General features: G+C 70.2%; 18 protein-coding genes and 1 pseudogene. 5 read left to right on the plus strand and 14 right to left on the minus strand.

Translation table 11 applies throughout. The features are described 5' to 3' along the window. Nucleotides 1-101: 101 nt before the first annotated feature. From ACFYZJ_RS12600 to ACFYZJ_RS12625, 6 genes and pseudogenes are all read right to left on the minus strand, one after another. Entirely contained in the window at nt 102-1,577 is a 1,476-nt protein-coding gene (locus ACFYZJ_RS12600; protein ID WP_388566195.1) for an arabinofuranosidase catalytic domain-containing protein, read from the minus strand. Between the two features lie 135 nt (nt 1,578-1,712). After that, on the minus strand, nt 1,713-3,365 hold the full coding sequence (locus ACFYZJ_RS12605) for a glycoside hydrolase family 27 protein (protein WP_388566198.1): 1,653 nt from the start codon (nt 3,363-3,365) through the stop codon (nt 1,713-1,715). 118 nt (nt 3,366-3,483) lie between these two features. Further along, entirely contained in the window at nt 3,484-4,917 is a 1,434-nt protein-coding gene (locus ACFYZJ_RS12610) for an arabinofuranosidase catalytic domain-containing protein (RefSeq protein ID WP_388566200.1), read from the minus strand. 428 nt (nt 4,918-5,345) lie between these two features. Then, nucleotides 5,346-6,821 (minus strand): annotated as a pseudogene (locus tag ACFYZJ_RS12615) (endo-1,4-beta-xylanase); the annotation flags it as partial. Nucleotides 6,822-6,898: 77 nt separating this feature from the next. Then, nucleotides 6,899-8,035, minus strand: coding sequence for a ricin-type beta-trefoil lectin domain protein (locus ACFYZJ_RS12620; RefSeq protein WP_388566203.1), 1,137 nt, complete (start codon nt 8,033-8,035; stop codon nt 6,899-6,901). A gap of 336 nt (nt 8,036-8,371) precedes the next feature. Next, nucleotides 8,372-9,967, minus strand: coding sequence for an arabinofuranosidase catalytic domain-containing protein (locus ACFYZJ_RS12625; RefSeq protein ID WP_388566206.1), 1,596 nt, complete (start codon nt 9,965-9,967; stop codon nt 8,372-8,374). A 1,045-nt stretch (nt 9,968-11,012) separates the two neighbouring features. Between ACFYZJ_RS12625 and ACFYZJ_RS12630 the strand changes: the two genes are divergently transcribed. After that, a complete protein-coding gene (locus ACFYZJ_RS12630) occupies nt 11,013-12,056 on the plus strand; it encodes a LacI family DNA-binding transcriptional regulator (RefSeq protein WP_388566208.1) in 1,044 nt (347 codons plus the stop codon). Between the two features lie 171 nt (nt 12,057-12,227). Here the strand turns inward: ACFYZJ_RS12630 and ACFYZJ_RS12635 are convergent, their stop codons facing one another. Then, the gene (locus ACFYZJ_RS12635) at nt 12,228-13,241 is read right to left on the minus strand and encodes a LacI family DNA-binding transcriptional regulator (protein WP_388566211.1); all 1,014 of its coding nucleotides are present in this window, start codon (nt 13,239-13,241) and stop codon (nt 12,228-12,230) included. Nucleotides 13,242-13,677: 436 nt separating this feature from the next. Here ACFYZJ_RS12635 and ACFYZJ_RS12640 point away from each other — a divergent pair, with 436 nt between their 5' ends. Together ACFYZJ_RS12640 and ACFYZJ_RS12645 are read left to right on the plus strand one after the other, a co-directional pair. Beyond that, nucleotides 13,678-14,643: a glycoside hydrolase family 6 protein gene (locus ACFYZJ_RS12640; protein WP_388566215.1), complete on the plus strand. Its 966-nt coding sequence runs from the start codon at nt 13,678-13,680 to the stop codon at nt 14,641-14,643. Between the two features lie 159 nt (nt 14,644-14,802). Then, nucleotides 14,803-16,077, plus strand: a complete 1,275-nt coding sequence (locus tag ACFYZJ_RS12645; protein ID WP_388566217.1) for a glycoside hydrolase family 6 protein — start codon at nt 14,803-14,805, stop codon at nt 16,075-16,077. Nucleotides 16,078-16,137: 60 nt separating this feature from the next. On the opposite strand, the gene ACFYZJ_RS12650 is transcribed toward ACFYZJ_RS12645, so the two are convergent. Then, nucleotides 16,138-17,322 carry an MBL fold metallo-hydrolase gene (locus ACFYZJ_RS12650; protein ID WP_388566220.1) on the minus strand — a complete coding sequence of 395 codons (1,185 nt, stop codon included), beginning with the start codon at nt 17,320-17,322 and terminating at the stop codon, nt 16,138-16,140. A 208-nt stretch (nt 17,323-17,530) separates the two neighbouring features. Between ACFYZJ_RS12650 and ACFYZJ_RS12655 the strand changes: the two genes are divergently transcribed. Beyond that, on the plus strand, nt 17,531-18,106 hold the full coding sequence (locus ACFYZJ_RS12655) for a carboxymuconolactone decarboxylase family protein (RefSeq protein ID WP_388566223.1): 576 nt from the start codon (nt 17,531-17,533) through the stop codon (nt 18,104-18,106). Nucleotides 18,107-18,310: 204 nt separating this feature from the next. On the opposite strand, the gene ACFYZJ_RS12660 is transcribed toward ACFYZJ_RS12655, so the two are convergent. Both ACFYZJ_RS12660 and ACFYZJ_RS12665 read right to left on the minus strand, forming a co-directional pair. Continuing rightward, nucleotides 18,311-19,096 carry an SGNH/GDSL hydrolase family protein gene (locus tag ACFYZJ_RS12660; RefSeq protein WP_388566226.1) on the minus strand — a complete coding sequence of 262 codons (786 nt, stop codon included), beginning with the start codon at nt 19,094-19,096 and terminating at the stop codon, nt 18,311-18,313. Between the two features lie 144 nt (nt 19,097-19,240). Further along, complete coding sequence (locus tag ACFYZJ_RS12665) at nt 19,241-21,313, minus strand: alpha-galactosidase (protein ID WP_388566229.1); 2,073 nt, start codon at nt 21,311-21,313, stop codon at nt 19,241-19,243. A 200-nt stretch (nt 21,314-21,513) separates the two neighbouring features. Between ACFYZJ_RS12665 and ACFYZJ_RS12670 the strand changes: the two genes are divergently transcribed. Continuing rightward, complete coding sequence (locus ACFYZJ_RS12670) at nt 21,514-22,311, plus strand: tyrosine-protein phosphatase (RefSeq protein ID WP_388566232.1); 798 nt, start codon at nt 21,514-21,516, stop codon at nt 22,309-22,311. Between the two features lie 21 nt (nt 22,312-22,332). Here ACFYZJ_RS12670 and ACFYZJ_RS12675 read toward each other — a convergent pair whose 3' ends face one another. From ACFYZJ_RS12675 to dxs, 4 genes are all read right to left on the minus strand, one after another. Continuing rightward, entirely contained in the window at nt 22,333-22,452 is a 120-nt protein-coding gene (locus ACFYZJ_RS12675; protein ID WP_388566235.1) for a DUF6126 family protein, read from the minus strand. Beyond that, the gene (locus ACFYZJ_RS12680; protein ID WP_388566238.1) at nt 22,449-23,084 is read right to left on the minus strand and encodes a helix-turn-helix domain-containing protein; all 636 of its coding nucleotides are present in this window, start codon (nt 23,082-23,084) and stop codon (nt 22,449-22,451) included. Before ACFYZJ_RS12680 ends, ACFYZJ_RS12675 begins: the two co-directional genes overlap by 4 nt. A 77-nt stretch (nt 23,085-23,161) precedes the next feature. Then, complete coding sequence (locus ACFYZJ_RS12685) at nt 23,162-24,559, minus strand: aspartate aminotransferase family protein (RefSeq protein ID WP_388566240.1); 1,398 nt, start codon at nt 24,557-24,559, stop codon at nt 23,162-23,164. Then, complete coding sequence (gene dxs / locus ACFYZJ_RS12690; RefSeq protein ID WP_388566242.1) at nt 24,556-26,532, minus strand: 1-deoxy-D-xylulose-5-phosphate synthase; 1,977 nt, start codon at nt 26,530-26,532, stop codon at nt 24,556-24,558. Before dxs ends, ACFYZJ_RS12685 begins: the two co-directional genes overlap by 4 nt. Between the last annotated feature and the right edge of the window lie 5 nt (nt 26,533-26,537).

Below are 26,537 nucleotides of genomic sequence, written 5' to 3' on the forward strand. Positions count from 1 at the left end.
GGTGGGCACCGCTGTGCTGCGGCACTGGGCGGTGTGGCGCGGTGACACGCCGGGGCGGCCGTCGGGTGCCCGCCCCGGCGTTGGGTGCGTTCGCTCACGGGTCAGCTCAGCGACCATTGCTGGTTGGATCCGCCGTTGCAGGTCCACAGCTCCACGGGGCTGCCGTTGGCGGTGGCGGCGCCCGTCACGTCCAGGCACAGACCGGACTGGGCGCTGGTGATGGTGCCGCCAGCGTTGAGGTTCCACTGCTGGTTGGTCTGGCCGTTGCAGGGCCAGGTGATGACCTTGGTGCCGGGGCTGGTGCCCTGGTTCGAGGCGTCCAGGCACAACCGGCTGCTGCCGGAGTACACGGAGAGCTCGTGCGAGGCGGTCTGGGACCAGGTCTGGTTCGCCCCGCCCGAGCAGTCCCGGATCTGTGTCTGCGTCCCCGGCGTCGTGGACCCGCCCGGCACCTCCAGACATTTGCCCGCACCCACCGCATGCAGCGCGCCCGGTGTGCCGCCGCCGCTTGCCGTCCCGTAGCCGGCGGCGGTGATGGCGGCCTGGACGGCGTTCTCGGTGGCGTCGGAGGGGTAGCCCGCCGTCATCGCGCCTTCGAAGAACTCGCCGACGCCCGAGGGGCTGTTGTCGCCACCGGTGCCGAGGAGGACGGAGCTGTCGACCTTCATCGGCGAGTAGCCGTTGGGCAGGGGCCCGGAGAAGGTGGTGGTCAGGCCTCCGCTCGTGCCGTCGCCGTACTTGAGGGTGAAGTTGCTGGTGCCGTTGTTCTTCAGCCACGCGCTGACGAACGGATGGTGCACGCCCGGGCTGTTCGGGTCTTTGTTGGAGCCGGTGTTGGTATGGAACATGCCGTTCTCCAGGTCGGCTTCGACCCACGGGCCACTGCCGGTGCAGCCGCCGAACCAGCAGGCTTTGCCCCAGTAGATGGCGTTCATGGTGGCGTTGCCGGTGTCGGTGTGGGAGTTCTCGCCACTGCCGTAGTCGAAGCAGCACCACTGGTTCGTGTAGTTCGACGACGTCACCATGTAGATGCCTTCGGGCTGGGAGCCGGTGGCCACGCCGCTCGCGTGGTCGATCCGGTAGCCGACGCCGGGGGTGACCTTCACTCCGAAGACCTGGTGGCCGGCCACCGTCACCGGCAGGGCCATGGCGTCCGCTCCGACGTCTGAACCATTGGGGCCAGGTCCCTTCCAGTAGCCGCCCCAGGAGATCGGCAGGTCGTTGTGCCTGGAAGTCTGGTCGTAGATCTTCGTGATCGTGCACGACGTGCCCGCGCAGAACGACACCTGGGACGCCCCGTCGGCGTAGCCGCCCGCACTGAGCACTGCGATGTCGCGGTAACTGTGGTCGGAGGCCCGCTGGATCTGGTACAGCGGCCCGTTGTACGACGCGAAAAGCGCCCTGGTCGTGGAGTGCGCCGTCACGCACGGCGTACCGCCCGCGGCATAGATGTCGCACGGAAGCGACGCGTCGGCCGCGGAGGCTTTCGCCGACAGGGCCGCCTGGTGGACGGCGGCGGCCGTGCCGGATCGTGAGGGTGTGGCGAACGCCGGTGCGCCCAACGTGGCCACGGCCATCGCCAGGATGATCAGGAGAACGGCCGGGAATCGCCTTCGCCGGTGATCGGTTGCTGATCCGAGCAAGGAGACCTCCTCAGGGGCGGTGCCACCGCGCGGCGGCACCGAAGCTGCCAGTGGCCGAGGGGAGGGGACTCACCCCAGCGTCCACTGCTGGCCACTGCCGCCGTTGCAGGTCCATAGTTCGGCGAGGGCTCCGTCGGCCGTGGCCCCTCCGGTGACGTCCAGGCACAGGCCGGACTGGACGCCGGTGATCGTGCCGTTGGCGTTCAGCGTCCACTGCTGGTTGGTCTGGCCGTTGCACGGCCAGATCTCCACCTTCGTCCCGGAGGTGGTCTGGTTGTTGTAGGCGTCGAGGCACATCTGGGCGCTGCCGGAGTAGACGGTGAGCTGGTTGGAGGCGGAATGCGTCCATGTCTGGTTGGCCCCGCCGTTGCAGCTCCAGATCTCCACCTGGGTGCCGGCGGCCGTGCTGGCGTTCGGTACGTCCAGGCACTTGCCCGCACCCACCGCGTGCAGCTCACCGGTCACGCCGGCGCCGCCGCCGCTGTTGGTGCCGCCCGCGACCCGGTACATCACCGTGCCGTGCGCCGGAACCGAGGCGCTGATGGTGCCCGAGGTGGTGGAGGACGCCCCCGACCACAGGTCGGTGAGGGTATACGTGGACGCCCCGGTCTTCCCGATCGCGGCCGCGGTGGTGGTGATGGTCGCCGTCGAGCCGGTCTCGTTGAACAGCGCCACCGACACGTCCCCGTTGGCCAGCGGCTTGGCCAGCACGTCCAGGCCGCCCGAGGACGACACCATGGTGCCCTGCTTGCCCAGGGAGTCCTGGTCGACCGCGATGACCCGGGAGTTGGTCAGGATGGACAAGGTGCCCGCACTGGCCGAGGGGATGTTGGTGCCCGCGATCAGCGGCGCGGCCATCTCCGCCCACAGACTGAACTCGCTGCGGCTCTCGGTGGCCGTCAGCGAACCGTTGCCGACTTCCAGCATGTCCGGGTCGTTCCAGTGGCCGGGGCCGGCGTACGAGGCCAGTCCCACGTTGCTGTGGAAGATCGACAGCATGCTGGAGTAGTCGGCGGTGATGTCCCCGGTGGTGCGCCAACTGTTGCCCACGCCCGCGCCCCAGGTCCACACGTTCTCCTGACCCCAGTTGCACAGGCTGAACAGGATGGGCCGGCCGGCGGCCGCCAGCGCGTCCCGCATCGCGGTGTACCGGGTCCGCGCCGGCACGCCGGTGTTGTTGCAGTTGTCGTACTTCAGGTAGTCCACACCCCAGGACGCGAACGATTGCGCGTCCGTGGTCTCGTGCCCCAGGCTGCCCGGGTATCCCGCGCAGGTCGCGGTGCCGGCGTCCTCGTAGATCCCCAGCTTCAGCCCGAGCGAGTGCACGTAGTCCGCGGTGCCCTTGATGCCGTCGGGGAACTTGGCCGGGTCCGGCACCAGGCGGCCGCCGGAATCGCGGCTGTGGGTCATCCAGCAGTCATCGATGTTGACGTAGGAGTAGCCCGCCGCCTGCATACCGTTGGTGTGCATGGCCTGCGCGGTGGATTTGATCAGCGACTCGGAGACATTGCAGCCGTACGCGTTCCAGTCGTTGAATCCCATCTGCGGGGTCAGTGCGAGCCCGTTGCCGAGCGCGGCGGCGGGCTGGGCCGTGGCGAGGGAGAGGAGGGGGGCGGTGACGGCGAGCAGCACGGCCGAGAACGTGAGCGCCAGGGTCCGGCGCAGGGACGGCAGCGGAGGCAGCGGCCGAAGGCGCCTGGCTCTCGCAGTGGTCATGGGCATGGGTCATCGACTCCTGGGCCGAGGTGTGGATGAGGTCGTGCGGGGCGGGGGCAGGTCGCGTTGCGGTCCTTCGGCACCTACGGGAGGACCACCGCCTGCCGCAGGTGCCGGAGGGAGCTCAGCGGTAGCCGGCCGCGGTGATGTTGGCCTGCACCGCGTTGTCGGTGGCGTCGGAGGGGTAGCCGGCGACGATGGCTCCTTCGTAGAAGGTGCCGGCGCTCAGGTTGGCGCCGCCGCCTGGCTTGCAGCAGTCGCCGCCGCTCCCCAGGACGATGGCTCCCTGCTTCTTCATGGGGCTGTATCCGCCGGGGAGCCCGCCGTCCCAGAGGGTGGTCAGGCCGCCGGACTGCGCGTTGCCGCCCTTGAGGGCGAACCTCGACGTTCCGTTGTTCTTCAGCATCGCGGTGACGAACTTGCTCGGAAACGTCCGCTGGTTGGTGTTCCACGACTGGCTGCCGCCGGAGTACAGGCCCCATTCGAGATCGGCCTGCACCCAGGGACCGCTGCCGGCGCAGCCGCCGAACCAGCACTGGGTCCCGAAGTTGATCGCGTCCATCGCCCCGGCCGCGTCGGCCTTCCTGGTCGTCTCGCTGTTGCCGTAGTCGAAGCAGCAGCCGCTGTTGACGTGGGTGCCGCTGGTGACCATGTACGCCCCTTCGGGTTCGGCACCGGTCGGCACGCCCGTCAAGTGACCGTCCCGCCAGTAGCTGTTCCCGGGGTTGATGTACAGCGAGTAGGCCTTGGTGCCCCCGATGGTCAGCGACTCCGAGGTCGCTTTCGCGGGGCTGCTCTGACTCGATCCTGGGACCTGGGCCGATCCCTGGTACCACAGGTCGTTGCCGTGCCCGGACTGGTCGCGGACGACCGTGATCACGCACGAGGTGCCCGCGCAGAACGAGTCCTGGGCCGCCGCGTCGGCGAAGCCGCCGGGCGCCGGCACGCCGATGTCCCGGGTCTTGTTGTCCGAGGAGCGCCTGACCTGGTACAGGGAGCCGTTGTACGAACGGAAGAGCGCCCGCACCGTGCTGTGCGCGGCCACGCACGGCGTACCGCCCGCGGCGTAGATGTCGCACGGGCCCGATCCGCTGGGCGGAGGCGGAGGCGGAGGTGCCGGCGTGCTCCACTTCTGGTTGCTGTGGCCGTTGCAGGTCCACAGGATGACCGCAGTGCCGTTGGCCGTGGCCGCTCCGTTGACGTCCAGGCAGAAACCGGATGCGACACCCGTGAGGGACCCGTCGGGGTTCTGCCGCCACACCTGGGTCGGCCGCCCGTCGCACGGCCGGATGACCACCGGGGCCCCGGCAGTCGTCCGGTTGTCGTAGGTGTCCACGCACCGGGTGCCGTTCATCGTCCTCAGCTCACCCGCCGACGTGAACTCGAACGCCTGATTGGGCTGGTCGTTGCAGTCCCAGATCTCCAGCGCCGTGCCCGGCGTGTCGACGTTGCCCTTGACGTCCAGGCACCGCCCCGACGCGGAGCTCACCAGGGGTGCCGCCGGCGCCGGTGCCGACCATGTCGGCGCGGCCGCCGGCAACACGGTCAGCAGCGCCATCACGCATACAGCGGCGGCCGCCGGTAAGCGGGGTCTCCGGGCCGCAGGGGTCCGGGGCGAAACAGATGAAGGCTGCATTCTGTTCCTTGGTGTGTGGGGGAAGGGGACAGAGAGTGCCGCGCCTGTCCAAACGGGATCACAAGGGCTTACAAGGTGCGTCGACCGCTCCCGTCAGAGTGCCCGAGAGCACCCACAGAGAACACTCAGACATCCCATGTCGCATAGTGATCCCACACGCCTGACACCCTGTCAATAGACCTGTTACGCCGAATCACCTCCCGATCCATCCCATGTTTTGGACAGTCAGCCCGCCATGACGGCATGCCGAAACCCGCGTCCGGCGACGGCCGCCGTGCCGGGCGCAGGTGTTGTGCGGCTACTCCGAAGCGATCCGGGGCAGGAGCGCGCGCTGGGCGCCGATCACCTCACCTGAGGTTCCAGTGCTGGTTGGCGCCGCCGTTGGAGTCCCAGACCTGGACCGGAGCCCCGTTGCCGGTCTGCCCGGCGGGAATCTCCAGCGCCCGGCCGGAAGCGACGTTGGTCAAGGTGTACGAACCGTCGCCGTTCCGACTCGCCCGCCAGTGCTGGTTCGCGCCACCGTTGGCATCCCAGATCTCCATCCGCGTGCCGTTGCCCGTCCGACCGCCCGGCTCGTCCAGCACCCGACCACTGCCGACATTGGTCAGCGTGTACGAACCATCACTGTTCTGACTCGCCCGCCACTGCTGGTTCGCAGCACCACCGTTGGCGTCCCAGAGCTGCAAAGGCGTGCCGTTCCCCGTCTGTCCGGCCGGGACGTCCAACACCCGGCCCGCCGCGACATCACTCAGCGAATACACCGTGCCCGAGACGATGCCTCCTGGGTCCCCCGGGTTCCCCGCACTGCCGCCCAGCGCGGACAGGACCGCGTCGTAGGCGGGCTTCTTGTTGCCGGCCGCATCGAACAGCAGCGGATTGTCCCCGCTGCGCCAGGAGTCGCTGTCCCTGATTCCCCACACCGTGATGCCGGTGCAGCGGGCGACGTTCATGCACGCCTGGACCGTGTTGGCGTACGCCGTCGGCGACGCCTGGGCGATGTCGAGTTCGGTGATCTGCACGTCCACGCCGAGCGCGGCGAAGTTGGCCAGGGTGGTCCGGAAGCTCGACGGCGGGCCGCCGACGCCGAAGTGGCTCTGGAAGCCGACGCAGTCGATGGGCACACCGCGGGACTTGAAGTCCTTGACCATCGCGTAGACGCCCTGCGTCTTGGCGTCGGTCCAGTTCTCGATGTTGTAGTCGTTGTAGCAGAGCTTGGCCGAGGGGTCGGCGGCCCGGGCGGTGCGGAAGGCCTCCTCGATGAAGCCGTTGCCCAGCACGTCCTGGAACACCGAGCTGCGGTGCTGGGAGGAGCCGTCGGCGAAGGCCTCGTTGACCACGTCCCAGGCATAGATCTTGCCCTTGAAGTGGCTCATCTCGGTGGTGATGTGGTTGTTCATCACGCTGCGCAGCGTGTTCGCGTCCCTGATTCCGCTGACCCAGCCGGGCAGTTGCGAGTGCCACACCAGGGTGTGGCCGCGCATCCGCTGTCCGTGCCCGGTGGCATGGCCGACGATCTGGTCGGCCGGGCCGAAGTTGAAGGCGCCCCGGGACGGTTCGGTGGTGTCCCACTTCATCTCGTTCTCCGGGGTGATCATGTTGAACTCCCGGTCGAGAATCGTGGAGTACGTCGAGTCGCCGAGCCTTCCGGCAGCCACGGCCGTGCCGAAATAGCGGCCGCTGCCGGCCGCCGCCGCGCCCAGCGTGCCGGAAGCGGCATGGGCGGCGGGAGATGCCGCCCCGGTCAGGGCCAGTACCGTGCCGGCTGTCAGTCCGGTGGCCAAGGCCAGGGCCTTGCGGAGGCGGAGTTGCTCGTTGGGCCAGGGCATGAAGGATCATCCTCCTTGTGTGGGGGGGTGGAACATCGATCACAGGACGGCGCCGCGGTGGGGTCGGGTCACGGGGCTCAGGAGACCGGCAGAGCGGTCCATTGCTGGTTGACGCCGCCGTTGCAGTCCCACAGGATCAGCTGCGTACCGTCGGTGGTGGACGCGTTGGGGTCGTCGAGGCAGCGGCCCGAGACCGGATTGCGGTAACCGCCGTTGTACGGCTGCCATTGCTGGTTGGTGCCGCCGTTGCAGTCCCAGATCTCGATCTTGGTGCCGTTGGCGGTACCACCGCCCGTGGCGTCGAGGCACTTCCCGAGCGCCCGCAAGGTGCCGTCGGAGCGCGCGGACCACAGCTGCGCGTCGGAGCCGTTGCAGGACCAGATCTGCGCGGCGGTCCCGTTGGCACTGTTTCCACCGTTGACGTCCAGGCACTTCCCCGCGACCCCGGAACGCACCTCCCCACCGGCGGAAACCGGCGGCTTGATCCAGCCTGCCGCGTCCGCGGCCTGGACTCCGGCGTTGAAGGCGTCCGCCATCTTGCGGTAGCCGTTGTCGTTGGGGTGAAAGGGGTCGGACAGGTCCGCGGTGGTCAGAGCGCTCATGTCCACCAGGCGCACGTGCTTGCCGGTAGCCTGCTCGGCCTGGACGATCCCGGGGAGCTTGGCGTTGAAAGCGGGCCGGTTGGCCTCCTCGGTGCCGCTGGTGGAGACGATCACGGTGCCCACGAGGACGGTCGCGTCGGGGGCGTCGCGGGTGATCTGGTCGATGAGCGCACGGAGCCGGTCGGGTGCGGTCGGGATCTGGTAGTTGCCGTTCAGGTCGTTGGTACCGATCTCCAAGGTGACCACGTTCGGCCGGTAACGGGCCAGCACGCTGTCCGCGATACCGGCTATCTGGTCGATCAGCCAGCCGGAGTGGCCTTCGTTGTCCGGGTCGGACATGGTGCCGTTGCGGCCCGACCCGACGAAGTCCAGGGCGTGCCCCTCGGTCGACAGCTGGTTCCACAAAAAGCCCCGGTAGCCGTTCCCGGAGGGGCTGCCGACGCCCCAGGTGATCGAGTCGCCCAACGGCATCAGCCGCAAGGGGGCGGGCGCGGCGGCCCGCACGGCGGATGGCGGCGCCTGGGTGCCGGTGGCGGCCGCCGCGGGCAGTGCACAGCCCATGCCGAGCGCGGCCGTCAGCGCCGCGGCCAAGGGTGCCGAGTACTTCTTCATCAGCGTTCCTCACTGGTGCGGGACAGTGGGTGGGGTGAACGGGCCGGCGAGCCGGTCAGCGGATGGTTGAGAGTCTGATCATGTACCTGCCAACGCTCTTTGCCGGGCGCCGGCCACGACCGGCTGATGCCTGGCATGGCCTGCTGGGTATCAGCGGCTTGGACAGCCGGTAGGAGCCACCGGCCAGGTGGACCACGACGTCCTGGACGGGGCGATGCGGCCGGACGGTCGGAGGATCCCGGAGGTGCCCGACGGGCGCCGGGCATACGGAGACCTGCTCCGGGGGCAGTGACCCGTGGCCGACCGTGAGCAGGCCACGGGCCGGAGCCGTTCAGGTCAGTTGAGGCTCCATCGCTGGTTGGATCCACCGTTGCACGGCCAGAGTTCGGCCAGGGCGCCGTTGGCCGTGGAGGCGCCGGTGACGTCGAGGCAGAGCCCGGACTGGGTGCCGGTGACGGTGCCGTCGGAGTTCAGCTGCCACTGCTGGTTGGCGCCACCGTTGCACGGCCAGGTCTCCACCTTGGTGCCGGCGGAGGTCTGGTTGTCGTACGCGTCGAGGCACATCTGACTGCTGCCGCCGTAGACGGTCAGCTGGCCCGAGGACGTGCGGGTCCAGGTCTGGTTGGCGCCGCCGCTGCAGTCCCAGATCTGCACCTGTATGCCGGCCGTGGTGGACGAGTTCGGCACGTCCAGGCACTTGCCGGCGCCCACCGCGTGCAACGCACCGGTGCTCGTCCCGCCGGAGAAATTGCTGTATCCGGCCGCGGTGATGTTGGCCTGAACGGCGTTCTCCGTGGCGTCCGACGGGTAGCCGGAGGTCATCACGCCTTCGTAGAAGGTGCCTTGGGCGCCCTTGCTGTTGTCACCTCCGATGCCCAGGATGATGGCACCCTGTTTCCGCATCGGGTTGTAGCCCGGGACGTTGGGCCGCGGCCCGTCGTAGAAGGTGGACAGGCCTCCGGACTGGGCGTTGCCGCCACGGATCGCCCAGTGGTTCGGCCCGCCCTTGACGATGGCGGTCGTGTACCGGTGGTTGATGGTCGGATCGCCCGCGTTGTAATGCTGGTTGACCCCGGAGAACAGGCCGTTCTCCAGGTCAGCCATGATCCACGGACCGTTGCCCGAACCATAGCCCCAGACCCTGATGTTGCCGAAGTAGATGGCCTCCATGGTGCCGTTGCCGTCGTCGTTGCTGTCCGTCTCCGCGTTGCCGTAGTCGAAGCAGCAGCCGCCGTTGTAGTGCGTGCCGTCGAAGATCGCATACATACCTTCGGGGTTGTCCCCGGTCGCGATCCCGTTGGTGTGGTTGTTGCGGTAGCCCGTGCCGGGCGCCACGAAGACGCCGTAGGCCTTGTGACCGCCCACCATGGTCGGCGCGGCGGTCGCGTTCGCGAGGTTGTCGGGACCGCCCGCGGCACCGCCGCCGGGCGCCTGGGTGAGGTTGTTGCCGCGGCCGGACTGGTCGTAGATGATCGTGATCAGACAGGTCGTTCCCGAGCAGAACGAGTCCTGGGCGGCGGCGTCGGCGTACCCGCCCGCGCTCAGGACGCCGATGTTCCGGGTGGTGTTGTCCGAGGCACGCCGGACCTGGTAGAGCGGTCCGTTGTACGAGGCGTACAGCGCTCGGGTCGTGCTGTGCGCCGCCACACAGGGCGTGCCGCCTGCCGCATAGATGTCGCACGGCCCGGACGCGGCCGCGCGGGCCGGGCCCGCCGTGGCCGTGGCGCCGAACAGTGCCCCGGCGACGAGTGCGGCTGCGGCCCCCGCCCGGGCCAACGTTTTCGAACGAGAGCGGGGCGAGCGCTCCGGCGGCGGAACGTGCGCCCGGTCCAGCACTCTGTGCGGCCTGCCACGGTGCCGTACCGCCGCGAGTAATCGCCGGACGCCACCGCGCCCGGACGGCAGGTGGCGTCCTGTACGTATGGTTCTCATCCGATCTCCCTACCGTGCCGACGCAACCCGGCCGGGCTGTGTTGGTGGCGCTGACCATCCGGAAGCGCTTGAAGGTGCCGCTTCGCAGCGAGATTGCAGAGAGGTTTCGGGGGGAGACGGTGCTCCCGGTTTCGCAGGGCTGTCAAGGGTCCGGAGCCCACTGTTGCGAACGTTGTCGCGGAATCGATTCGAAGGCTGATTCCTGCGGTTCGGAAGCTCTCGACGCGCTCGAAGAGTTGCGGCGTGGCGGCAGGCAGACGGCGACGTCACCGTCCGTTGCGCCGATGTGCCGGGCCCCGCAAGGGTGTGCGACGACCAGGCCAGGATTATCCCGGTGATCCGCCGTCATGCCGGTGAGCAGGGACGCAGCTGCCAGACCGGGAGACGGCGGAGGGCCGGTTCGCAGGGCACTGGCCCAAGCGGCGGAGCTCGGCTCGCGCGTCGGCTCCGCATTCCTCTCGCGGCCGCCATTGACCCCGCACACCGCCGGTCCTAGCATCCTCGTCGAAGCGCTTGCGTGGAATCGATTCGCCCCACGCCATCCGCCACCACGTGAGACGCGGCACGCATGGCGGTTCCGGCAGCCTGACGCCGTTCCTCGCGGGCTCACGGCCCTCGGGCACCCTGCGTCCTTCGTCCGCCCGGGCCCAACCACGGGGCGGCCATCTGCGTGGCGCCGCGGGGCACTTGGCGCTCGTCAAGGGCCATCCATGACGAGTCCCTTCGGGGCGGCTGCGACGCTGTACGCGCGGTCCACCGCCGCGAACTCACCATCTTGCGCCACACGGTCGCAGCGACGTGGCGCCGTTGCCGAGGAAGACGCGACGAAGCGGGACATGGCCGCTCGGCCACGGCAGCCACCACTGCGCCCACCGACGATCATCTTGCCGAGTTGTCGACGATCTGCGTGCCCTGGCGTTCCCGCACCTGGTCGCCGGCGATGCCGTGGTGCACAGGTCGGTCGTGCCGGAGCGTGGCGAGGCCGGGCGGTACCCCCACCACCCGTCAGTATCCTTGCGGCCTGAGTGCGGCCTTGAGGAGCTTCATGAACATCGGGGAGATAGCTCGGCGCGCGGGGGTGTCGCGCAGCACGGTGTCGTACGCGCTCAGCGGCAAACGCCCCGTCGCCACCAGCACGCGCCGACGCATCCAGGACGTGATCAACGAATTGGGATATCGCCCCAACGCGACCGCGAGGGCCCTCAAGGAGGGCCGGACCCGGACCATCGGTCTCGTCATCCCGCCGGCCGGCAACAGGCTCACACACATGCAGCTGGACTTCGTCGCCAGCGTGGTCGACGCCGCCGCCCGGGTCGACCTGGATGTGCTGCTGTCCCCTTCCGGCGGGGAACACGAGCGTTCCTTCGAGCGGTTGGTCTCGGAGAACCGGGTGGACGGCGTCATTCTGATGGAGATCCGCCTGGAGGACCCTCGTGCGGGGCGCCTGCAGGAAGCCGGGCTGCCCTTCGTCGGGATCGGGCACACGGCCGGCGACCACCAGATGTCCTGGATCGACGTCGATTACGCCGGCCTGGTCCAGCACTGCGTGCGGCACCTCGCCGATCTCGGGCACCGCCGGGTGGCTCTGGTCACTCGTTCCCCGGAACTCATCTCGGCCGGCTATGGCCCCGCGCACAGGGCCAGAGAGGGTTTCGAAGCGGCCGTGGCGGAACGCGGCCTCGAGGGCGTCGAAGTGCCCTGCGGGGACGACGCCCGCTCCGGTCAGGAATGCGCCGAGGCGCTCCTGCGCAGCCATCCGGACGTCACCGCTGTCACCACCATCAACGAGGCCGCCCTGCCCGGCATCCAGCGCGCGCTGGCGGACGCCGGTCTCGAAGTGCCGTACGACTTCTCCATCACCGGTGTGGCGGCCAGGACGTGGGCCGAGGACTTCCGCCCGCCGCTCACGGCAGCGGACGTACCGGCTCTGGAAATGGGCGAGAAGGCCGTTTCCCTGCTCGTGGAACGCATCGCCGCGCCGGACACACCGCCTCGGCACATCCTGTTGACTCCCCCGATCTCGTTGCGTTCCAGCACAGCCGCCGTACCCACCGGCGGGCCGGCAGGGTCCCACCGCGCGGCGCGCTGAGCCGGGCGGTACGGCGATCGCGGCCACAAGACGCCACCGGCGCACGGCGGTTGCCCGGCCGAGACCCAGCCGGCCGGGCGGGCGCCCTCGCAGACCAAGAAGCGGCAGTGCAACCCGACCGTCGCTGTGGTGGGGCGTCGGTGTGCGCCGCGCCGGCGCGAGGCACGGCCGTCAGGCGCTGGAGCGGATGACCAGGCGGGTGGGCAGGATCAGCGGGGTGGGGTCCTGCCCATTGATCAGTGCGACGAGCATGCGGGCCATCTCCCGTCCGAAAGCCTTGATGGGCTGGTGGACGGTGGTGAGCGGAGGATCGGTGATCCGGGCGACGGTCAGGTCGTCGAAGCCGACCACGGCGACATCGGCGGGGGCCGGTCGGCCGGCCTCACGCAACGTGCGCAGCGCCCCCGCCCCCATGTTGTCGTTGGCGGCGAACACCGCGTCGACCTCGGGGTGGTCCGCCAGCAGTGCGGCCATGGCGGCGGCTCCACCGGGCTCGGTGAAGTCCCCCTCCTGCGGCGGGTACGGGTCCAGGCCGGCTGCCAGCATGGCGTCCCGGTAGCCGCGGTAGCGGGCGCGCCCGACCTCGGTGTCCAGACGTCCGCAGATCGTCGCCACCCGGGTCCGGCCACGGATGAGCAGGTGCTCGGTGGCCTCGCGCGCTCCGCCGGCGTTGTCGACGTCCACGTACCACCGGGGTGCCGAACCGACCGGGCGACCGCCGAACACGACGGGCATCTCCGCGTCCTCTGCCACACGGGCCAGCGGATCGCCCTCGCGCAGCGCCATCAGCATGACGCCGTCGGCGCCCCTGGACCGAAGGAGTTCCGCCACCCGCTTGCGGCCCCGGTCGGAGGCGGCCAGACACAGCATCAGATGCAGGTCGGCCTCCTCCAGGGCGGCCGACGCCCCCACGATCACCTGGGCGAAGAACGGGTCCGCGAAGATGGACGGATCCTCTCCCGCGACGACCAGGGCCGCCGCTCCCGCCCGGCGGGTGGCCAGAGCGCGCGCGGTCGGGTTGGGGACGTAACCCAGCTGTTGGACGGCCCGTTCGACCGCCTCGCGTTTGGCGCGGCTGACGTGCGGGGCGTTGTTGAGGACGCGGGAGGCCACCGAGCGGGAGACGCCGGCGCGTTCGGCCACCTCGTCGAGCGTCGACTGCCGACGCGGCACATTCTCCCCCATGATCCCTGAGCCGTCCCTCTCGGCCTCGCGTGAAGCGCCCCGTCCCCGGCCTGGTTCCACTGCCGTCCGCCCGGCGGTGGCAACGGGGGCAGACGGACTCTTCAAGGACCAGGAGCCGGACCAGGAGCCGGAAGCGCTTCCAGCTCAAGGCCGTAGAGCCTTGGTCTTCACCATATGAAGTGCAGGTTCGTGCAGCGCCTCTTGACAGCTTGACCTGAGCACAACACGATACCGGCCACACGCCAAAAGTTCCCGGTGCTTTTGGGAGCGCTTCCAGTGGGAGCGCTCCCAAGATCAGGTCGCCAGTCCTTCGGGTACGCGTCCTTGCCTGAGCCCACCGGCCCAAGGGGGCTCGTACCACCGCACTTCCTCAGCACGTCGCACGCTCGGGACGAGAGCGTGCGACGTACCCCTGCCAGGAAAACGAGGTACAGTCATGCGCCGCAGACTCCACGCCCTCGTGGCAGCGTTCTTGGCTCTTCCGCTGGCGCTCGCCGTCGCACCGTCCGCCCACGCTGCCGACCCGACCACCATGACCAACGGGTTCTACGTGGACCCCGACTCCAGCGTGAAGCGGTGGGTCGCCGCCAACCCCGGCGACGGCCGGGCGTACGCGATCAACACCTCCATCGCCAACACCCCCATGGCCCACTGGTTCGGATCCTGGAGCGGCACCATCGGCACCGCCACGGGTGCGTACGTGGGCGCGGCGGACAGTCAGGACAGGCTGCCCCTCCTCGTCGCGTACAACATCTACAACCGCGACTACTGCGGCGGGCACTCCGCCGGCGGAGCCGCCTCGCCGTCCGCCTACGCGAGTTGGATCGCCCAGTTCGCCGGCGGTATCGCCAACCGTCCGGCCATCGTCCTCCTCGAACCGGACTCCCTCGCGGACTACGGCTGTATGACGCAGGCTCAGATCGCCGAACGGGAAGGCATGATCACCGGCGCACTCGGGCAGTTCAACCGCCAGGCGCCCAACACCTGGGTCTATCTGGACGCCGGCAACCCGGGCTGGGCGAGTCCGGCGACCATGGCCCAGCGCCTGAACGAAGCCGGACTCCGGCAGGCCCACGGCTTCTCGCTCAACATCTCCAACTACTACACCACGGCCGAGAACATCGCCTACGGCAACGCCGTCAACAGCGAACTGGGCGCCCGCTACGGCTATACCAAGCCGTTCGTCGTGGACACCAGCCGCAACGGCAACGGCTCCAACGGCCAGTGGTGCAACCCCTCAGGCCGCCGCATCGGCACCCCCACCCAGAAGGGTGGAGGGGCCGAGATGCTCCTATGGATCAAGACGCCGGGCGAGTCCGACGGCAACTGCGGCGTCGGAGCGGGCTCCACGGCCGGACAGTTCCTCCCCGAGGTCGCCTACAAGATGATCTACGGCTACTGATCCCGGACCAGCCGTGGCCCGGTGCGTACCTGCCCCGCGACCGGCCATGGGCACCGTCCGCCGCAGCCCGGCCGGGTCCACCGCGCACTGCCTTCCGCACAGGCGGTCGACAGCCCCCTCGGTGGCAGACCCCCCACTCCTCCACCCCCTGGAGCAGTCATGAAACCACGCAGCTCACGACGGAGCGCGGCCGCCGTCATCGCGGCGCTCACCGCCTGCGCCGCCCTCACCGCGACGCAGGCGCAGGCCACGCCCGCGCAGGACGTGATCACTCCGGCCACGAAGTTCTACGTGGACCCGCACAGCAAGGCCGCGAAACAGGCCCTCGTCGACTTCAGGAACGGGGACATCGAGAACGCCGCGAACATGGCCGAACTCGCGAGCTGGCCGCAGGCCGAGTGGTTCACCGACGGCACGCCCGACGAGGTGCGCGTCAAGGTGAACAGGCTTGTCCGCCGGGCCCGGGCGATCGACCGGACCCCCGTCCTGGTCGCTTACGACATACCCGGCCGGGACTGCTCCCAGTACTCCAGTGGCGGAGCCGCATCCTCCGCCGCCTACCGCAAGTGGATCGACGCCTTCGCCGCCGGCATCGGCGACGACAAGGCGGTGGTCGTCGTCGAACCCGACGGCCTGGCCAACCTTCCCAAGGACTGCGGGCCCACCACCGACCCGACCGGCGAACTCACGGCCGCCCGCATCGCCGACATCGCATACGCCGTGAAAACCCTGAAGGCCCGGCCCCGCACCGCGGTCTACCTGGACGCCGGCAACGTACAGTGGCGGGCCGTCGGCGACATCGCCCAGCGACTGCTGGATGCCGGCCTCCGGTACGGCGACGGCTTCGCCCTGAACGTGTCCAACAACCACCCCACCGACCACAACGCCAGATACGGCACCTGGATCGCCAAGTGCATGTGGTTCGCCACCAACGGACCCGAGCAGGCGCGCGGCCACACCGACTGGTGCGCCAGCCAGTACTACTCGTCCGCCGCCCCCAACGACGGCGCCCCCGGCAACGCCGTCTCCCCCTCGGATCCGAGCACCTGGCGGTGGACGGACGCCTGGTTCGACCAGAACGTGGGCACCCCGCCGGCCGGCGAGCTGCGTCACTTCGTGATCGACACCAGCCGCAACGGTCGGGGCGCCTGGACCCCGGCACCGGGCAAGTACAGCGGGGACCCTGAGAGCTGGTGCAACGCGCCCGGCCGCGGTCTCGGCCCGCGCCCCACCGCCGACACCGGCGTCCCGCTCGTCGATGCCTACCTGTGGATCAAAACCCCCGGTGAATCCGACGGCAGTTGCACGCGCAACACCGGCGGCACGATCGACCCCGAGTACGGCATCGTCGATCCACCCGCCGGCGCCTGGTGGCCCGACCAGGCCCACGCCCTGGCCCGCAACGCGGTACCGCGCCTGACGTTCGACCGCTGAGTCCGGCGGACACCTCCGTATCGGCTCAAGGGCGGACTTCCGTCACACTCTTGGGTTCGGTCAGCCCTCGCCCACAAGGTCGAGGTCGTCACGAGATGCCACCGGGGTGATATCCGGAACGGGCCACTTGCCGTGCAGCGGCGGGGACACATCCCGCCACCAGGGGTGCGTGGGGAGGTCGCCGGCGGGCTCGAAGGGCTGGCCCGGAACCGGGACCGCGACCGCCTGCCCGACTGCGTCGGCCGCGGCCTTCGTCCACTCACCGGGCTCCGCCCAGGCGTGCGGGGCGAGGTTGAAGGTCGCCCAGTGGATGGGGAGCAGCACACCGTGCGGCTCGCCGCCCTGGAGGTCGAGGTGGGCGCGCGTGCCCTCATCGGGGGTCATGTGGATGTCCGGCCAGAAATCGGAGTACGCACCGATCTGGATCATCGTCGCGTCGAACGGGCCGTGTGCCGCGCCGATGTCCTTGAATCCCTCGAAGTAGCCGGTGTCGCCGCTGTGGTAGACGCGGTGCTCGTCGCCCGCCACGGACCAGGACGCCCACAGCGTGTGCTGACCGTTGCGCAGGCCGCGGCCGCAGAAGTGGCGGGCCGGGGTGGCGGTGAGCGTGAGGCCGCCGACCCGGGTCGACTCGTGCCAGTCCAGCTCACGCAGCCGGTCCGCGGACACACCCCAGTGCTCCAGGTGGGCGCCGACGCCGAGCGGTATCGCGAACACGGTGTCCGTGTCGGCCAGGGCCTTGATGGTGGGCAGGTCGAGGTGGTCGTAGTGGTCGTGGGAGATGACGACCACGTCCACCGGGCCGAGCGCGGCGAGCGGCAGCGGCACCGGGTGCAGCCGCTTGGGGCCGGCGAAGTCGAACGGCGAGCAGCGCTGCCCCCACACCGGGTCGAACAGCACCCGCTGCCCGTCGATCTCCGCGAGCACGCTGGAGTGGCCCATCCAGGTCAGCCGCAGTCCGCTCGCCGGGGGTTCGGCCAGCTCGGCGTAGGTCGTCGGGTGTACGGGGACCAGGTCGGCCGGGGCGCGGCGAACACGGTCCTCCTTGCGGAAGTACATCTTCGCGAGCTCCAGCGCGGAACCGCCCGAGGGGCGGGTCCGGGTGCCCTCCGGGTTCACGAAGGCGCCGTCCGCGAAGTGCGGCGATCTGCGGATGCGCGCCAGGCGCTCCCCGCTGGGATCCGCGCCGAAGGCGGTGGGCCGCAGCGCGCGGAGCCCGGAGCTCAGGGGACCGAAACCGGTCACGGCACCTCCAGTGGAGTGGGTGAGGCCCTCATTATGGTCGGCCCGTCCGGCGAACCGGGTTCGGCCGTGTCACAAAGCCATGTCCCCGGCCTCCCCGGCACACGGCGCATTCGTGCGGGCCGGGATGTCACATCCGTGCGCGCCGGTCCGTCGTATCCGTGCGGACGCTCACCACGGAGCGCCCGGAACGACGCACCGGAGGTGCCCCATGGCCCGTATCTCCCTAACCCCGCGCCGCACGCTCTTCTTCCGTGTCGTGGAGTGGTATTCGAAGCGGACGTACGGCAAGGTGCTGGACCCGGGCAAGGCGCTCGCCCACCACCCGCGGGTGCTGTGGAGCGATCTGCGGTTCGAGCAGTCGGTGGCGAAGTGGAACGAGCTGGACCCGGACCTGAAGGCGCTGGCCGAGATGGCCTCGGCAGCGGCGATCGGCTGCGCCTGGTGCCTGGACTTCGGCTACTGGGTGAGCCGGGAGCGGGGTATGGCCCGCGAGAAGCTGGTCGACGTGCCGTGCTGGCGCGACAGCGACGTGTACACCGAACTGGAGCGGGACGTCATGCAGTACGCCGAGGCGATGACGGCCACCCCGCCCACCGTCGACGACGCCCTCGCGGCCCGGCTCCTGGGCCGGCTGGGCGAGCCCGCGTTCGTGGAGCTGACGGCGATGGTCGCGGTGGAGAACCTGCGCTCGCGCATCAACGCCGCGCTCGGCCTGACCAGCCAGGGGTTCAAGGACTCCTGCGACGTGCCGCCCGTGGAACGGCGGACGACCTCCGCGCGGTAGCGGGCCTCTCGGACGACATGCGGCCCCGGTCTCCGGGGCGGCGGCACGCTGTTGAAGGTCGTCGGGTCGGCGCGCCGTACCGTTGCCGTCCCCAGGCCCCTTTTTCGGCCCGAACGGGCCGGCCCTCGATCGCCGGACGGGCTGAGTGGTGCCGACCGGTGCACACATCAGCCCCTCCGGCGTTCGAGGAGCGCAGGCCCGGCCTCACACCGCCTGCGCGATCCGCACCCTGATGTCGTCCGGCGACAGCGTCCCCTTGGCCACCACCCGGTCCCCCGACGACTCTCCGCGCAGCCGCCGCCCGATCCACGGCACCAGGTACTCGCGCGCCCAGTGGATGTCGTCGCGCCGTACCTCGAACGTGCCGCGCGGCGGCAGGGGCGGCCACGGCTGGTCCGGGTCGGCCGGTACCTCGATGCCGAGGACCTGGCCGGCCCGCAGGGCGACCCTGGTGTGCCCCTCGGGTGAGAGGTGGAGGCGGTCATCGTCCCAGGCGCGCCGGTCCTGCACGGACTTGAGCGACCACAGGTCGAGGACCGGGCAGCCGTACCGGTCCGCGATGGCTCGCACATGACCGTTGTAGGTGGCGATCTTGCCGCGCAGATGCTTGAGCACCGGCACGCCCCTTGTGTCGAACCCGGTGGTCACCATCACCGTGCCCACGGCGGCCGTGAGGGTGGCGACGGCCCGCTCGAACCGCTCGGCGACGTCGTCGGGGTCGGTGCCCGGCCGGATGATGTCGTTGCCGCCCGCGCAGAACGAGACCAGGTCCGGGGCGAGTTCGACGGCCCTCGGGACCTGGTCCGCGACGATCTGGTCGAGCAGTTTGCCGCGCACGGCGAGGTTCGTGTACCGGAAGTCGCCCTCGGGCCGCCGGTCGGCGAGGAGGACCGCGAACCGGTCGGCCCAGCCGACGAACTGACCGTCGGGCCCTGGGTCGCCGACACCCTCGGTGAAGCTGTCCCCCACCGCCACGTACGACCCGATCACTGATCTGTTGTCATTCTTCGAATCGTCTGCCACATCGGTCCATGATTCACCTTGGGATGTGAGCTACGCGACCGTAGGAAAGGGTTGACGGACGGTGAGATAAACCACTCGCCGTATCTGCGCCGATCAGGAATAGGCCCCTGATCAGCGGCGGCGCAACCGGATCACCGTCGCGTCGAGGTCGCCCCGCAGCGCGGGCCGCAGTCCGTGGTGCAGAAGGACCGCGCCGCGGTGCAGTTCGCCCGTCTCCCGGCATTCGTACGTCGCCGCGGGGTCGAGGCCGCGCAGTCGCAGCGGGGCGACCGGCTCGCCGTAGTGCTGTGCCTGGAGCCAGGCGAGGACGACGGTCTCGTCGCCGAGCACGTACTGCACCGCGCTCAGCCCGCCCGTCGGCGGCCGCAGCCGGTACAGGTCGCCGCGCTGGACCACGGGCCGGATCTCCTTGTAGAGGGCGACCCAGTCCCCGGCCTCGGCCAGCTGCTCCTCGGTCCACCGGGCGAGGTCGCCGCCGACGCCGAGCACCCCGGCCATGGCGCTGACGAACCGGAAGCGCAGCGAGCTCACCCGTCCGTTGAGCATCACGTTCGGGCTGTCGGTGACCCAGGCGGCCATGACCCGGGCCGGGTGGATCTGGCTGAAGCCGTGCTGGATGGTGAGGCGGTCCAGCGGGTCGGTGTTGTCGGAGGTCCACACCTGGTCCGTACGGCTCATGACGCCGAGGTCGATGCGCCCGCCGCCGCCCGAGCAGGACTCGAAGGCGACATGGGGGTGGGCGGCCCGCAACCGGTCCAGCAGGGAGTGGAAGGCGCGCACGTGGTCGACCCACAAGCGCTGCGGGTAGGGCTCGCCGGGCCAACCGGCGTCGGTGAAGCAGCGGTTGAAGTCCCACTTCACGTAGTCGATCGGGGCGCTGGTCAGCAGGGCGTCGAGCTGCTCCCAGAGGTACTCCTGGACGTCCTCGCGGGCGAGGTTCAGTACCAGTTGGTTGCGGAACTCCGTCCGCTTCCGTCCCGGCTGGTACTGCACCCAGTCGGGGTGAGCGCGGTAGAGATCGCTGTCCGGGTTGACCATCTCGGGTTCGACCCAGATGCCGAACTGCATCCCGAGGGCGTGCACGTAGTCGGCGAGCGGCTTGAGGCCGGAGGGGAAGCGGTCGGGGTTGGGCCGCCAGTCGCCGAGCCCGGCGCGGTCGCTGGTACGGGCGCCGAACCAGCCGTCGTCGACCACGAACAGCTCCACACCGATGGCCGCCGCCCGCCGCGCCAGCGCGCCCTGCTGCTCCTCGGAGATGTCGAACTCGGTGGCCTCCCAGGAGTTGTAGAGCACGGGGCGGTCCCGGTCGGCGTCCGGGATGACGTGCGCGCGCTGGTACGCGTGCCAGATGCGGCTCGCCCCGCCGTGGCCGCCGTCGCTCCACAGCCCCGCGAAGACGGGAGTGGTGTACGTCTCCCCCGGCGCGAGCAGCAGCAGGCCCGAGTCGTCGTACCCGGCACCGCCGGTGATCTGCACCCGGGCGTCCGGGAGCTGGGCCACGGCGATCCGCCAGGTGCCCGACCAGGCGAGCGCGCAGCCGTAGACCTCGCCGCTCTCCTCGGTCGCGTCGGTGTCGAGCGCGACCCACGGCAGGTACTGGTGGCCGGTGTGGCCGCGACGGCTGCCGATGACCTTCTCGCCGTAGGTGAGCTCGGACCGCACCAGCCGGGACTCGGCCGCCCAGCGGCCGTGCAGGTGGGAGAGGTGCCAGCCCTCGCGCTCGGGCAGGGTCCAGGTGGCGGAGTCGGCGCGGAGGAGTTCGGCGGGGGTGGGGCCGTCGTTGGCGATGGTCACCCAGCGCTCGACGACGTCGCCGCGCATCCGGTGGTGGAGGGTGATCCGCAGTCCGGCGTCGGTGAATCGCAGCCGCAGTTCGTCGCCGTCGGCCTCGAACGCCTCGAACGTCCACTCGGTGCCGCGGCGCTCCTCGGTGCGCACGGACAGTGCGGGGCGTACGAAGCGGGGGCCGCCCTCGACCGGGTACTCCTCGCGGCCGTCGAGCGGGGACTCGAAGGGCCGGTACGGCGGCGCGGGCAGGGCCGCGAGCGCCTCGGCGTCGGCGAGGGCGATCCGCGGGCCCCAGTGCAGGTGCAGCAGCGTGTCGTCCTCGGTGAGCCGCAGCGCGTAGCTGCTCGTGGGCCCTGACAGCAGCCAGGTGCGGCCGTCCGCGGCGATCTCCAGCATCACATGCCCCCACAGATTCGAACAGGTGCGATCAGGCCCGAACATCATCGGTTGTGTGGCCGCTCTTGGCAACGCCTCGCCGTTCCCCACGGCGTCCTGGCGTGGACGGTTACCTGACGGTTGCCTCAGCACACGGTGCCGTATCGTCGTGGCGCGGCCCGCCGGCGAACAGCGCCGACGGACGGATGGGAGGAGCCCTCGTGACGCAGCAGGTCCCGTCTACCGAGCCCGAGCTGACCGGCGTACGCAATTTCCGCGACGTGGGAGGCCTGCCGACCGTGGACGGACGGCGGGTGCGGCGCGGAGTGCTCTTCCGCAGCGGCCATCTCGCGCACGCGACGGAGCGGGACGCGGCCTTCCTCGCCTCGTTGGGCCTGCACACGATCTTCGACTTCCGCAACGCGGCGGACAAGAAGCTGGAGGGCCCGGACGTCGAGCTGCCCGGCGTGCGGAACGTCAACCTGCCGCTGACCGACCCGGCGCACGGCGCCGAGTTCTGGAAGATGGTCCGCGACGGCGACCTGGAGCAACTGCGCGCCCTGCTCGCCGACGGCAGGGCGGAGAACCGGATGATCCACTCGTACCGCACGATCGTCAAGGAGCGCACGGCCGAGCACTCCCAGGTGCTGCACGCGCTGGCCGAGGACAGCGTGCCCGCGCTGATGCACTGCGCCGCGGGCAAGGACCGCGCGGGACTGTCGATCGCGGTGACGCTCCTCGCCCTCGGGGTCGAGCGTGAGGCGATCGTCGCGGACTACCTGGAGTCGAACGCGAAGCACCGCCGCTACAAGGTGTACCGCAACGGCTCGTCGCCCGACACGTACTCTCCCGAGGTGATGGAGCTGCTCAGTCCCCTCTTCGACGCGCGGACGGAGTATCTGCTGGCGGCGATGGAGACGGTCGAGGAGACCTGGGGCGGTGTCGACGCCTATCTGGAGAAGGGGCTGCGGATCACGCCCGACGTGCGGGAGCGGCTGCGCGACCGGCTGCTGGACTGAGGCCCGGCCCGGGGTGGGCGCTCACTTGGCGCCCACCTGGAACAGCAGATAGATGAAGGCGGCGAACAGATGGCCGACCGCGATGTAGACGATCAGCCGCACCCAGAGGCCGCGCGGGAACTTCTCCTCCATGTCGGTCATGGCATCTCTCCGTGGGTGGGACCGACGCACAGCGCGGCGGTCGGGCTCTGCAGCAGGGTGTGGACGAAGAGCAGCTCCGTGCCGTCGTGGTCGGCGGCGGCGAGGCGGTGCGGGGTCAGCGAGTCGAAGTGCGCGCTGTCCCCCGGCGCGAGTACGTGCGTGGTGTCGCCGAGGCGCAGCCGCAGCCGCCCCTTGAGGACGTACAGCCACTCCTCGCCGGGGTGGACGCGCACGATGTCGCCCTGGGTGCCGTAGGGGATGTGGACCCGCAGGGCCTGCATGCCGCGTCCGGCTCCGCCTGCCTGCCAGTACGTCCAGCCGCCCGCCCGGGTCGGCTCCATGTCGGCGGCGCGCACGACGGCGTCCCGGTCGGCGACGGTCTCGCCGAGCAGTTCGGAGACGGTCGTACCGTAGATGCGGGCGAGCGCCAGCAGCATGGGCAGCGACGGCTGTCGCCGGTCGGTCTCCAGCCGGGACAGATGCGCCGGCGAGAGCCCGGCGGCACGGGCCGCGGCCTCCAGGGTGAGCCCGGCGCGGCGGCGCAGCGCGCGCAGCTGCGGCGCGACGAGGGGCAGGTCCTCGGAGGGCCCGTCGTCGGCCCCGGGGCCGGGATCGGTCTCAGGGGAGTTCATGCCTCCATTGAGCCGGAGCCTTTGCCCCTTCGGCAAATTTCTTGCCTCTGAGACAAAAGGCTCCGACTCGGGGAGGGTCAGCGGTTGGCCACCGCCTGCTTGATCAGCGTCTTGCCGAAGTCCCACACCAGGCCGCCGCCGTGTGCGTCGTCCATCACCGCGGTGAAGGCGTCCACGAACCGGTCGACATCCGCCTCATCGATGATCAGCGGCGGGATCAGCTTGATCACCTCCAGGTGGTCGCCGGAGACCTGGGTGAGGATCCGGTGGCGTTGCAGCAGCGGCACGACGACCATCTGCGCGAACAGACCCTTCCGGGCGGCCTGGAGCATGGTCCAGCGGCTGCGCAGCTTCAGGGAGCTGGGCCGGCCGAACTCGATGCCGATCATCAGGCCCCGGCCGCGGATCTCGCTGAGCATCTCGTACTTGTCGACGAGCTCGGTGAGCCGGGACTTCAGCTGTTCCCCGACGGCACGGGCGTTCGCGACGATCTGCTCGTTCTCCATCACGGACAGGACGGCGAGCCCGGCCGCCATCGCCTGTGCGTTGGAGCCGAAGCTCGCCGAGTGCACGAGGACCCGGTCCATGGACGAGTAGACCTTCTTGAAGATCCAGTCCTTGCCGAGGGTGGCGCCGACCGGAACATAGCCGCCGGAGAGGGCCTTCGCCACGCACACCAGGTCCGGCTCGACGCCGTCCTCGTGCTGGTAGGCGTAGAAGTCGCCGGTGCGGCCGAGGCCGGTCTGCACCTCGTCCGCGATGAGCAGCGCCTTGTGCCGGTGGAGCAGCTCCTGGGCGGCGCGCAGATAGCCGGGCGGGGCCTCGTGGACGCCCTTGCCCTGGATCGGCTCGACGATGAGAGCGGCCACGTCCCCCTTCTTCAGCTCCCGGGCCAGCGCGTCGAGGTCGCCGAGCGGGACGGCGGTGTCGGGCAGCAGCGGGGCGAAGCCGTCGCGGAAGCCCGTCTCACCGTTGACGGAGAGGGACCCGGTGGTCAGCCCGTGGAAGGCGTGGGTGCAGTAGAGAATCCGCGGCTTCCCGGTGGCGTACCGGGCGAACTTCAGCGCGGTCTCGACGGCCTCCGTGCCACTGTTGCCGAAGAAGACCCGGTCCAGGTGCGGGCTGTGGGTGAGCAGCTTCTCCGCCAGCAGGCCGGGCAGGGGCTGGCAGTCGAAGCGGGTGAGGTCGGCGAGCTGGGCGTCCAGCACGTCGTGCAGCGCCTTGCGGACCACGGGGTGGTGGCGGCCGAGGCCCATCACCCCGAACCCGGCGAGCATGTCCAGGTAGTCGTTGCCGTCCGCGTCCCAGAAGTGAGCACCCTCGGCCCGCTCGTAGACCTTGTCGAAGCCGATGGTGTGGAGCATGCGCGGAAGCTGGTGGTTGAGGTACTTCGCGTGCAGCTCGTAGCGCTCGGCCCCGCGTTCGGCCAGGAGCGCGCCGAGGTCGAACTCCCGTTGCCCGGTGGGGATGGTCATTCCGCGTTCACTTTCTCCTGGGACAGCACATCCTGGGACACCACATCCTTGGGCACCACATCCTTGGGCACCACATCCTTGGACAGCTCTTCCTCGGACAGCTCTTCCTTGGCGGCCAGGCAGGCGCTGATCCGCCCGGCGATCTCCACGGGCGTGAGGCCGATGTCGGCGAGCACCTCGCTGCGCTTGGCGTGCGCGAGGAACTGCTCCGGGATCCCGAACCGCCGCACCGGTACGTCGACGTCGGCGTCGCCGAGCGCGAGGGCGACCGCGGAGCCGACGCCGGCGGAGCGGCTGTTGTCCTCGACGACCGCGACGAGCCGGTGCTCGGCGGCGAGGCCCGGCAGGGAGGGGTCGACGGGTTTGACCCAGCGGGGGTCGACGACCGTGCAGCCGATGCCGCGGGCCTGAAGCAGGTCGGCGGCCTGCAGGCAGACGGGCGCCATGACGCCGACGGTGACGAGCAGCACCTGGGACTCCTCGTCGCGGTGCAGCACGTCCAGGCCGCCCACCCGGTCCACGGCCGGGATCGCCGGGCCCACCGACTCCTTCGGGAACCGGATCAGGGTCGGCGCGTCGTCGACCGCGACCGCCTCCCGCAGCTGGGCCTGCAGCTGGTCGGCGTCGCGTGGCGCGGCGATCCTCAGGCCCGGCACGACCTGCAGCACGGACATGTCCCACATGCCGTTGTGCGACGGCCCGTCGACGCCCGTGACGCCTGCCCGGTCGAGTACGAAGGTGACGCCGCAGCGGTGCAGGGCCACGTCCATCAGGAGCTGGTCGAAGGCGCGGTTGAGGAAGGTGGCGTAGACGGCGACGACGGGGTGCAGTCCACCGGTGGCGAGCCCCGCCGCGGAGACCGCCGCGTGCTGCTCGGCTATGCCCACGTCCCAGACGCGGTCGGGGAACCGCTCGGCGAACTTGCCGAGGCCCACCGGGTGCAGCATGGCCGCCGTGATCGCCACGACGTCCTCACGCTCCTCGCCGATCCGCACGATCTCGTCGCCGAAGACCGAGGTCCACGACGGGGCCTTGGGGGGCACGAGGGGCTCGCAGGTGCGCGGGTCCATCACACCGACGGTGTGGAAGTGGTCCTCCTCGTGGGCGAGGGCCGGCTCGTAGCCGCGGCCCTTCTCGGTGAGGCAGTGGATGAGGACCGGGCCGTGGAAGCGTTTGGCGCGGCGCATCGCCGACTCGACGGCCCGTATGTCGTGTCCGTCGATGGGGCCCACGTACTTCAGGCCCAGGTCCTCGAAGAGCCCCTGGGGGGCGAACGCGTCCTTGAAGCCCTTCTTCGCGCCGTGCAGGGCCTCGTACACGGTGGGGCCGATGACGGGTGTGCGCTGCAACACGTCCTTGCCCCAGGCGAGGACCTTCTCGTAGCCGTCGGTGGTGCGCAGGGTGGCGAGGTGGTTGGCGAGGCCGCCGATGGTGGGCGCGTAGGAGCGTTCGTTGTCGTTGACGACGATGATCAGCGGGCGGTCCTTGGCGGCGGCGATGTTGTTGAGGGCCTCCCACGCCATGCCGCCGGTGAGCGCGCCGTCCCCGATGACGGCGACGATGTGGCCCTTCTCCCCCTGCACCTGGCGGGCCTTGGCGAGCCCGTCGGCCCAGCCGAGCGCGGTGGACGCGTGGCTGTTCTCGACGATGTCGTGCTCGGACTCCTCACGCGACGGATAGCCGGACAGACCGCCCTTTCCGCGCAGCTTCGAAAAATCCTGACGACCTGTCAGGATCTTGTGCACGTAGCTCTGGTGACCGGTGTCCCACAGGATGCGGTCGACCGGTGACTCGAAGGCCCGGTGGAGTGCGATGGAGAGTTCCACCACCCCCAGATTGGGCCCCAGGTGACCGCCGGTCCTGGCGACCGCATGGATCAGGAACTCCCTGATCTCCCCGGCCAGTTGATTCAGCTCTGCCTCGGACAGCGCCTTCAGGTCGCGTGGTCCCCGGATGTTCTCCAGAATGGTCACGCCGG

The sequence above is a fragment of the Streptomyces sp. NPDC001848 genome (assembly GCF_042891915.1).
Classification (GTDB): Bacteria; Actinomycetota; Actinomycetes; order Streptomycetales; family Streptomycetaceae; genus Streptomyces.